9 protein-coding genes are annotated in these 8135 nt (G+C 38.6%); 4 read left to right on the top strand and 5 right to left on the bottom strand.

Annotated elements, in window-relative coordinates; genetic code table 11:
* The first annotated feature begins 78 nt into the window (after positions 1–78).
* Complete coding sequence (locus tag DSM106972_RS35350; protein ID WP_325052251.1) at positions 79–990, top strand: ATP-binding response regulator; 912 nt, start codon at positions 79–81, stop codon at positions 988–990.
* Positions 991–1104: 114 nt separating this feature from the next.
* Here DSM106972_RS35350 and DSM106972_RS51710 read toward each other — a convergent pair whose 3' ends face one another.
* Both DSM106972_RS51710 and DSM106972_RS55530 read right to left on the bottom strand, forming a co-directional pair.
* On the bottom strand, positions 1105–1272 hold the full coding sequence (locus DSM106972_RS51710) for a hypothetical protein (RefSeq protein WP_158632931.1): 168 nt from the start codon (positions 1270–1272) through the stop codon (positions 1105–1107).
* A 104-nt stretch (positions 1273–1376) separates the two neighbouring features.
* Positions 1377–2585 (bottom strand): Rid family detoxifying hydrolase, encoded by a 1209-nt coding sequence (locus DSM106972_RS55530; protein WP_127085068.1) that lies wholly within the window; start codon positions 2583–2585, stop codon positions 1377–1379.
* Positions 2586–2719: 134 nt separating this feature from the next.
* Between DSM106972_RS55530 and DSM106972_RS35340 the strand changes: the two genes are divergently transcribed.
* Positions 2720–3445, top strand: a complete 726-nt coding sequence (locus tag DSM106972_RS35340) for a hypothetical protein (RefSeq protein WP_127085067.1) — start codon at positions 2720–2722, stop codon at positions 3443–3445.
* 137 nt (positions 3446–3582) lie between these two features.
* Here the strand turns inward: DSM106972_RS35340 and DSM106972_RS35335 are convergent, their stop codons facing one another.
* Positions 3583–4017, bottom strand: coding sequence for an NUDIX domain-containing protein (locus tag DSM106972_RS35335; protein ID WP_127085066.1), 435 nt, complete (start codon positions 4015–4017; stop codon positions 3583–3585).
* 60 nt (positions 4018–4077) lie between these two features.
* On the opposite strand from DSM106972_RS35335, the gene malQ reads away from it, so the two are divergent.
* Positions 4078–5592 (top strand): 4-alpha-glucanotransferase, encoded by a 1515-nt coding sequence (gene malQ, locus DSM106972_RS35330; RefSeq protein WP_127085065.1) that lies wholly within the window; start codon positions 4078–4080, stop codon positions 5590–5592.
* Between the two features lie 56 nt (positions 5593–5648).
* On the opposite strand, the gene DSM106972_RS35325 is transcribed toward malQ, so the two are convergent.
* Together DSM106972_RS35325 and DSM106972_RS35320 are read right to left on the bottom strand one after the other, a co-directional pair.
* Positions 5649–6452: a helix-turn-helix domain-containing protein gene (locus DSM106972_RS35325; protein ID WP_127085064.1), complete on the bottom strand. Its 804-nt coding sequence runs from the start codon at positions 6450–6452 to the stop codon at positions 5649–5651.
* A gap of 45 nt (positions 6453–6497) precedes the next feature.
* Positions 6498–7253 carry a pseudouridine synthase gene (locus DSM106972_RS35320; protein WP_127085063.1) on the bottom strand — a complete coding sequence of 252 codons (756 nt, stop codon included), beginning with the start codon at positions 7251–7253 and terminating at the stop codon, positions 6498–6500.
* A gap of 162 nt (positions 7254–7415) precedes the next feature.
* On the opposite strand from DSM106972_RS35320, the gene DSM106972_RS35315 reads away from it, so the two are divergent.
* Positions 7416–8129, top strand: coding sequence for an LmeA family phospholipid-binding protein (locus DSM106972_RS35315; protein WP_127085062.1), 714 nt, complete (start codon positions 7416–7418; stop codon positions 8127–8129).
* The last annotated feature ends 6 nt before the right edge of the window (positions 8130–8135 follow it).

Below are 8135 nucleotides of genomic sequence, written 5' to 3'. Positions count from 1 at the left end.
GAGCTTAAAGTTTTGGGAACTGAACCATACTGCTGCCTGAATCCTTGCTGTTTTGTCGGCGCCCCCTGAACGCTTACAATAAATATTATAGAGGCAGCTATAGATGTAGTAACTCCACTAGCTCAAGCTAAACAAATTAATCTCGTATCAAAGCTTGACACTTCTATCGGATACGTATCTGGTGACTCGAATCGTTTACAGCAAATTTTTATTAACTTACTTACCAACGCGGTTAAATTTACACCAACCTGTGGAAAAGTAGAAGTAAATTTATCGGTTAATAATTCATCTCAAGCTGAATTTACCGTAACTGACACAGGTAAAGGAATTAGTCCAGAATTTTTGCCTCACGTATTTGAAAGGTTTCGTTGTGCAGATAGTACAACCACAAGAAGTAAAGACGGGTTAGGACTAGGGTTAGCAATAGTTTACAATCTGGTTGAATTACACGGTGGTAAAGTTACAGCAGCAAGTCCAGGTGTAGGAATGGGCACCACATTTACTGTAACATTACCAATATTGACCCAAGAGGCGCCGCAATTACCACAAACTCTAGAAAGTCCCGAAGTCTCATTATCGGGTATAGAGTTACTAGTTGTAGATGACGATAAAGACTGTTGCGAATTTTTGGAGTTCACACTTAGAAACTGTGGAGGCAAAGTCAAAACAGCGGCATCGGTAGTAGAAGCATTTGCAACGCTGCAAGACTTTCAGCCAGATATTATTATCAGCGATATCAGTATGCCGGAACAAGACGGTTACATATTTCTACAAAATTTACGCTCACTTGAAGCAAAAGAAACTAAAATTAAAATTCCAGCAATTGCCTTAACTGCTAACGTCTCAGAAGAAGACAAACAAAAAGCAATTCAAGCAGGTTTTCAATTCCACCTATCCAAACCCGTCGAACCCGAAACCTTACTAAACACAATAGCCAATATACTTACCACAGAGACACAGAGGACACAGAGGACACAGAGAGATTTTTAACGTAAAACCCCTGTTACAACAATTTTGGCGCCTTGTTGAAATTTTTCGACAACAGATGTAGAGACGCGATTAATCGCGTCTCTACAATGTGTGGTATAAATTAAGATAGATTAATTAAAATTCTGTTTGAGAGCGAGTTTCCTTAACAAACTGAAGACACTGTTTTAAGTCATCACCCTGCCAAGTTTCAGCAAATTTTAATAAATTACCAGCTTTTATTCCTCGCTTAATTGGTGCCATTTTACGAAGTGGTCGCTGATTAACTGTATTTTGCTCTTTCATTTTTAACAGAACAATTGTCAGTACAAAGTGATTATACAGTAATTATGACTTATAATAAAAACGATAAAACGGCAGGAAAAACCGTACCGTTTCTTACCTCTACATCAAATCACAGCGATACACTCAATCTCTACTAATACATCTTTGGGTAAGCGCGATACTTCCACACAAGCACGCGCTGGCGCCGATTCTGATGGAAAATACTTAGCGTATATAGCATTCATTGCAGCAAAGTCGTTCATATCTTTAAGAAACACACCAGTTTTAACGACATTTTCAAATGTGGCGCCAGCAGCAGTTAGAATTGCTTCTAGGTTTGCCATGACTTGCTCGGTTTGCTTAGTTACATCATCTTTGTTAAGAACATCACCAAGTCTTGGGTCAATAGCAATTTGTCCTGCAACAAATATCATTTGTCCAGAAGCTACAATAGCTTGGTTATAGGGTCCAACGGGTGCAGGTGCTTTATCGGTACGAATTACTTGACGTGTCATGGGTAATATGATGTTGTTTTTTATTGCTTTATAGATTTCTCCATCAGGCATTATCGCATCTGTTAGGTCTGTATTATTAAAACTTACACTATAAATATTGGCTTGGGTTAAATCTACTTTTTTTAAATTGGCACCATCAAGATTTGCGCTAATTAAATTGGTTCTTTGCAGCGATGCTACCTCTAAGTTGGCAAATTGTAAACAAGATGCCGTCAAATTACAATCTTCAATATTTGCTCCCACAAGATAAGCATTTATTAAATTGGCGCCTGACAAATCAGATTGTGATAAATTACTTAACTGAAGTTCACTAAACTGAAGGTTAGCATTTACAAGCTTAACACCAGTCAATATTGCTCGATTTAAATTAGCTCTCTCTAAATTTGAAGAAGTTAAGTTAGCACTCGAAAAGTTTACTTTGATTAAACTGGCTTGACTACAATTTGCCGCAACTAAGTTGGCAGAAGTTAAATTTGCCCCGTTTAAAGTTGCTCGTTCAATATTACTATTTTTGAGATTAGCAGAAGTTAAACTTGCTTGAGTTAGATCAGCTTGACTAAGTATTGCTCCGTTAAAATTTGCTGATTCCAAACTAGCACTTTTCAAACTAGCACCTTCAAGACAAGCATTGCTTAAGTTTATTTGATACAGCTTCGCTTTATCTAAAATGATATCACTTAAATCGGATAAAGATAAATCAGCATGTTGTAAATTTATACCACTCAAGTCGGTGCCTTTGAGGTTTATTCCATTTAACTTGACTCTCTCAAAGTTTCTTTCACCTTGTTGATATTTTTCTAAAAGCTCTTGCGCGTCCATATTGCACTTTTTTATACACCTAACCTAGTATATTCGCATTGTTTAAGTGCTTGGTATAATTAGTGTTTAGTTTATGTTAGGTAGCAACTTTTGGTTTTTTGTTTAGTCTTATATATAAATAAAGAGTCAGAGTTATGTTAAAGCGGTTTTTGTGGTTCGGTGGCGGCGCCTTCGGTATTATTCTTATAGTTTTGGTAGTAATATGGAACAAAGCAACTTACTTACCTAGTTGGTATGCAGAATCGGTGCCTACACAAAGCGTAACTCCAGTAGATGAAACCAAACCGAAAGAACTAACGCGCGAAGAAATTTGGAGCAAAGTTAGTAGTACATTACAAAAACAAGCATCAGCAGGTGAGCGAGTTGGAAAGATCGAGTTAAAAGCAGATGAAGTGAATCGTTTGATTTTCTCAGAGATGCAGGTGAAGGAGAAAGTAACAAGCGATGCTAAATTAGAACAAATTATTGTAGGTAAAAATACTCAGTTTCGTGATGGTAAATTAGTTATAGGCGCCGTTATTAATTTACAAGAACTGACGCAGCATAAAGAATTGCAAGGTGGACGTGGGGACTTAGCACAAGCTTTTTTAAATTTACCCATAGTTAAAGACCGTCCTGTATATATTGAAGTTGAAGGCACACCAATAGTCAAAAATCAAAAAATTGGTTTAGATTCACCTAGCATAAAACTGGCGAATGTGAGCATGACAGTAGAAGAATTATCTAAACATTTAGGTATTTCACAGGAATTTATCAATCAACGCATTTCCCGCGAACGCGCATTAGTTCCGATGTCCGTGCAAGATGTGAAAATACAAGGGGACACAATATCAATTCGCGGTACAGGAACGGCCTGGTAGGGGCGGGTTAACCCATAATATACATATCCACGCAAAATATCGTAAACCCGCCCCATTACAACATATCGCGTTAACCCATAATATTAAAAATTAAACAGGCAGGGATGCCTGTTCCACAACACATACCCAACATCAGGTCAAAAGAGTCCCAACCTTGGACGTATACCATAATTACGGTATTGCCAATAATCGTGCAAAATTTTATTGTGGTCAAAACATAAATTCCCAGGCAGGCGCCATTGTTCAAATATATCTAAACTCTTCGCGTCATCTCCAGCTTGGGGTGTACCTGTGGCGGTTGCAAGGAATACAATACTTAATGTGTGCTTGCGCGGGTCGCGATTGGGGTCAGAGTAAACTAAAAATTGCTCGACTAACTCAACCTGTAAACCAGTCTCTTCTAATGCTTCGCGCTTTGCCGCAACCTCAACTGATTCGCCATAATCTACGAATCCACCTGGAATTGCCCAGCCAAATGGTTCGTTATGACGTTCAATTAAGACTATGGGTCGATGAGGACGGTCGATTAGTTCGATGATGATATCAACTGTTGGCGCCGGATTTCGATACATGGAATTCGTGTTCGTGTTTGTTACTGCAAAGTTATATATTTGTTATTTGGTGAATAGTTTATGCCATTTCCGAGGTCCAGTGGTGTTTTACTGCATCCTACTAGTTTTCCCAGTCGATTTGGAATTGGAGATTTAGGATACGAAGCTTATCGTTTTGTTGATTTTTTAGAAAGTAGTAATCAACAGTACTGGCAGGTTTTACCTCTTGGTCCCACTGGGTATGGTAACTCTCCGTATATGTGTTACTCAGCGATGGCAGGTAATCCATTTTTAATTAGTTTAGACAAATTACGCGAAGATAATTTGCTGGCAGATTGGGATTTTGGTAATATACCCGATTTTCCGACGCACAAAGTCGATTTCGAGGCTGTATTTCCTTACAAAACCAATTTGCTTAAAATTGCTTGTAAAAACTTTAAAAGTCAAGCAACTTCAAAACAGCGCAAAGCGTTTGACACATTCTGTGAATTCAAAGCTAACTGGCTAAATGATTATGCTTTGTTTATGGCGTTAAAAGAATCACACAATGGCGCCAGTTGGTACACCTGGGAACCAGGATATGCAAAACGCAAACCCGATAGTATTGCCACCGCGCATAAAGAACTCGAAGAATTGATATTTTACCAAAAATTCGTTCAGTTTCAATTTTTTCATCAATGGTCACAACTTAAAACCTACGCAAACCAGCGTGGTATCGAAATTATTGGTGATATTCCAATTTATGTTGCTCACGATAGTGCAGATGTATGGGCAAATCCAGAAATATTTTGTTTGGATGAATTTGGCGAAACTGAATTAATGGCAGGAGTTCCACCAGATTATTTTAGCGCTACAGGTCAACTGTGGGGAAACCCAGTTTACAATTGGGCAGAATTAGAGAAACAAGACTTTGCGTGGTGGATAAAACGTTTTGAAGTCATGCTCGACTACGTTGATATTATTCGTATTGACCATTTTCGAGGTTTTGAAGCGTATTGGGCAGTTCCTCAAGGTGAAGAAACAGCAGAAAATGGTAAATGGATAAAGGCGCCTGGTGAAGCATTATTTCAAAAAATTGCCAAAAAATTAGGTAAATTACCCATATTAGCTGAAGATTTGGGAGTAATTACACCCGAAGTTGAGGCACTACGCGACAAGTTTGAATTTCCGGGTATGAAGATACTACAATTTGCTTTTGGTTCCGACCCAGGAAACCCGTTTTTACCATTTAATTACACTAGAAACTCTGTAGTTTACACAGGTTCTCATGATAATGATACTTGTGAGGGTTGGTTTAGCCAAGCCAGCGACTGGGAGAAAGAAAAATTGCGGATGTATCTAGGTAATATAAACCATGACGGCGCCCACTGGGATTTTATCCGGTTGGCATTGAGTTCAATTGCGAATCAAGCAATTATTCAATTACAAGATGTTTTGGGACATGGTGGAGATGCACGCATGAACTTCCCAGGTAAAGCTGAAGGTAACTGGGAATGGCGATATCATGACCATGAGCTAACATCCGAACTCATTACCAAATTTAAAAACTTAACTACATTATATGGACGGGCGCCAATAAAGAAAGTTAGAAGTTAGGAATTAGGAGTTAGGAGTTTTAATTCCTCACTCCTCACTCCTCACTCCTAACTAAATTAAGACCTGGTATTTGCAGCGATTTTCATTTCTTCGGGTTTACCAGGTTCTCCCATTGGTTTTGGCTGTTGCTGGTTGACACTTAGCATTACACCTCCAGCATTACCAGCACGAACTATAAGTTGTGCTTGTGCTTTCCATGTACGTTGGGTTCCTTGAGGAAGTACACCCTCAAATTCGGTTTTGCCATCTGCTTCAACACGAATCCATGATGAGTCTTTTAATGTTACTCCTACCTGGACTCGACGATTTTTATCGTTGGTTGTTTGGTTATTTATAGCAGGTTGAAGCGCAAACTCTTGGGTGTTTTTAGATGAAGATGGTGATGATGGCAATTTTGCTTGGTTTTCAGAGTTGTTGGGAACTGTTGCAATAGTTAAAACGTGTGATAAACCGCTTACTGAGCAAACGATTAAACCAACATAAATTAAATATAGATGAACTGGTCGCAGTTGACCCTGTGATGTGTTTTTCCACCCAGATATACGATTAACGCGGTTAACTCCTATTGGGTAGTTATTCGCAAGTTCTATACCATCAAATCCAAGTGCATCAGCATAGCGCTTAATTAAACCTTGGGTATAAATGGGTTCTGGTAGCTCATCAAAATTTGCATCCTCAATTGCTTGTAGCGAGCGACGAGCTATTTTTGTGTAGGCAGCTACGTCATCTATACTAAATTGGTGTTCTTCACGTGTTGAACGAAGCTTTAAGCCAATTTCGGTCAAAATTTTAGCTCTTTGCTCGTCTAATGAAGGAGACTCTTGTGTATTTTCTTTTGTCTTCAAGTTAAACCACTTCATATTTTTCACTCCTTAGCCAGCTCAATCATCAATAGGAATCTAATTTCACGAATCCGCTTCTATATATGAATGCAAACTGCGAATTTCAAAATCTTTTAAATAACGATAGGAACCCTCTGCCAACGAAGACTGTCCTGTTATTTGTAACTCAATAGAACCGATAGCGGTACGATGTAGTTCAATTACTGGATGTCCTAATTGCTCTGCTACCCTGCGAATTTGGCGATTCCTACCCTCTTTCAAAACTATTTCTAACCTCGTTTGTGTTGGCATTCTCTTGACAACACGCACAGAAGCTTGTCTAGTTTTTCTGCCGTCAAGCATTACCCCTTGGCGCCATGATGTAAGTACAGCATCGTTGACTTGTCCTTGCACCAATACGCGATAAGTTTTAGGAATACTATGTTTTGGATGAGTTAACGAATACGTTAAATCACCATCATTCGTTAAAATTAACGCTCCAGTTGATTCTGCATCTAAACGACCCACCGGATGAATACCTAGACCCGAACTCAATTCTTTTGGTAACAAGTCTAGTACTGTTGTCCGTCCTTGGGGATCATCGCAAGTTGAGACTACTCCAACTGGTTTATTTAGTAATAAATATATTAAAGATGGACGTTCGGTTGTAGCTATTGCTTTTCCGTCAACGGTAATAACATCGCGTTGTGGGTCTACTTTTTGCCCGACTTCTGCTAATGCTCCATTTATCCGCACTCGTGACTGCCGAATCATTTCTTCAGCTTGACGACGTGAAGCAATACCCCACTGCGAAAGTACTTTTTGTAACCTAGCCTCCATGATAATAATACTGTATTAAGCGAACAATGGTAAGTAAATAATATATGTTGGGCGGGTGTACTTGATAGAGTCCAATGTTACAGTTAAAAATTGTTTAATTAGGCTTTGTATATAGACTAAATTTAATGTTCATGGTTATTTGTTGTTTACTGAGTTACTTAAATGTCACAAAATCAAACAGAGAATAAAATTACACCCAAAATCCGAGTTATCACTACTGTTCTCAAAGGCGCCCTCAAATTGTTCGTGCGCTCTCAAGTCAGCGACATCCAAGAGTTAGACATCGATATCCAAGCTAGTGACCGTCAGCTTTTATCTGGCAGAATTCCTTCTGTTTCTGTGTTCGCTAGTGATGCCGTATACAAAGGTCTTCACCTCTCCTCAATTCAATTAACCGCTGAAAATATCCGCATTAATACTGGCTCTATACTTAAGGGACAACCGCTTCGATTGTCAGAAGCAATACCAGTAACTGGTACCTTAGTTCTAGAGCAAGAAGACGTAAACGCCTCTTTAACATCTGCATTATTATCAGGGGCATTGAATGACGTGTTGCTACAACTTATACCAGAACTTACGAAAAATTCCAAGTCTATTATCTGGCAAAAAATTATTATTAGCAATAACAAATTTATACTTTTTGCGAATCCAGATACTGAAACCGATACCAAGCTTGAAGCACCGTTAGAAATTGGTATTGATTTAGAGCTAATTAATAGTCATGAGTTAAAACTGACTCATACTGGACAGCATGAGCAACACGAACACAGAAAAAATGGACAACATTTTAACCTTGGTTCCGATGTTGACATTAAAAAATTAGAGCTTATACCAGGCAAAGTTACAGTATACGGGCGAATTAATATCAACCCCTAAATTAAT

Source organism: Dulcicalothrix desertica PCC 7102, assembly GCF_003991905.1.
In the GTDB taxonomy this organism is placed as follows: domain Bacteria; phylum Cyanobacteriota; class Cyanobacteriia; order Cyanobacteriales; family Nostocaceae; genus Dulcicalothrix; species Dulcicalothrix desertica.
This window is presented reverse-complemented; position numbering and strand designations above follow the sequence as displayed.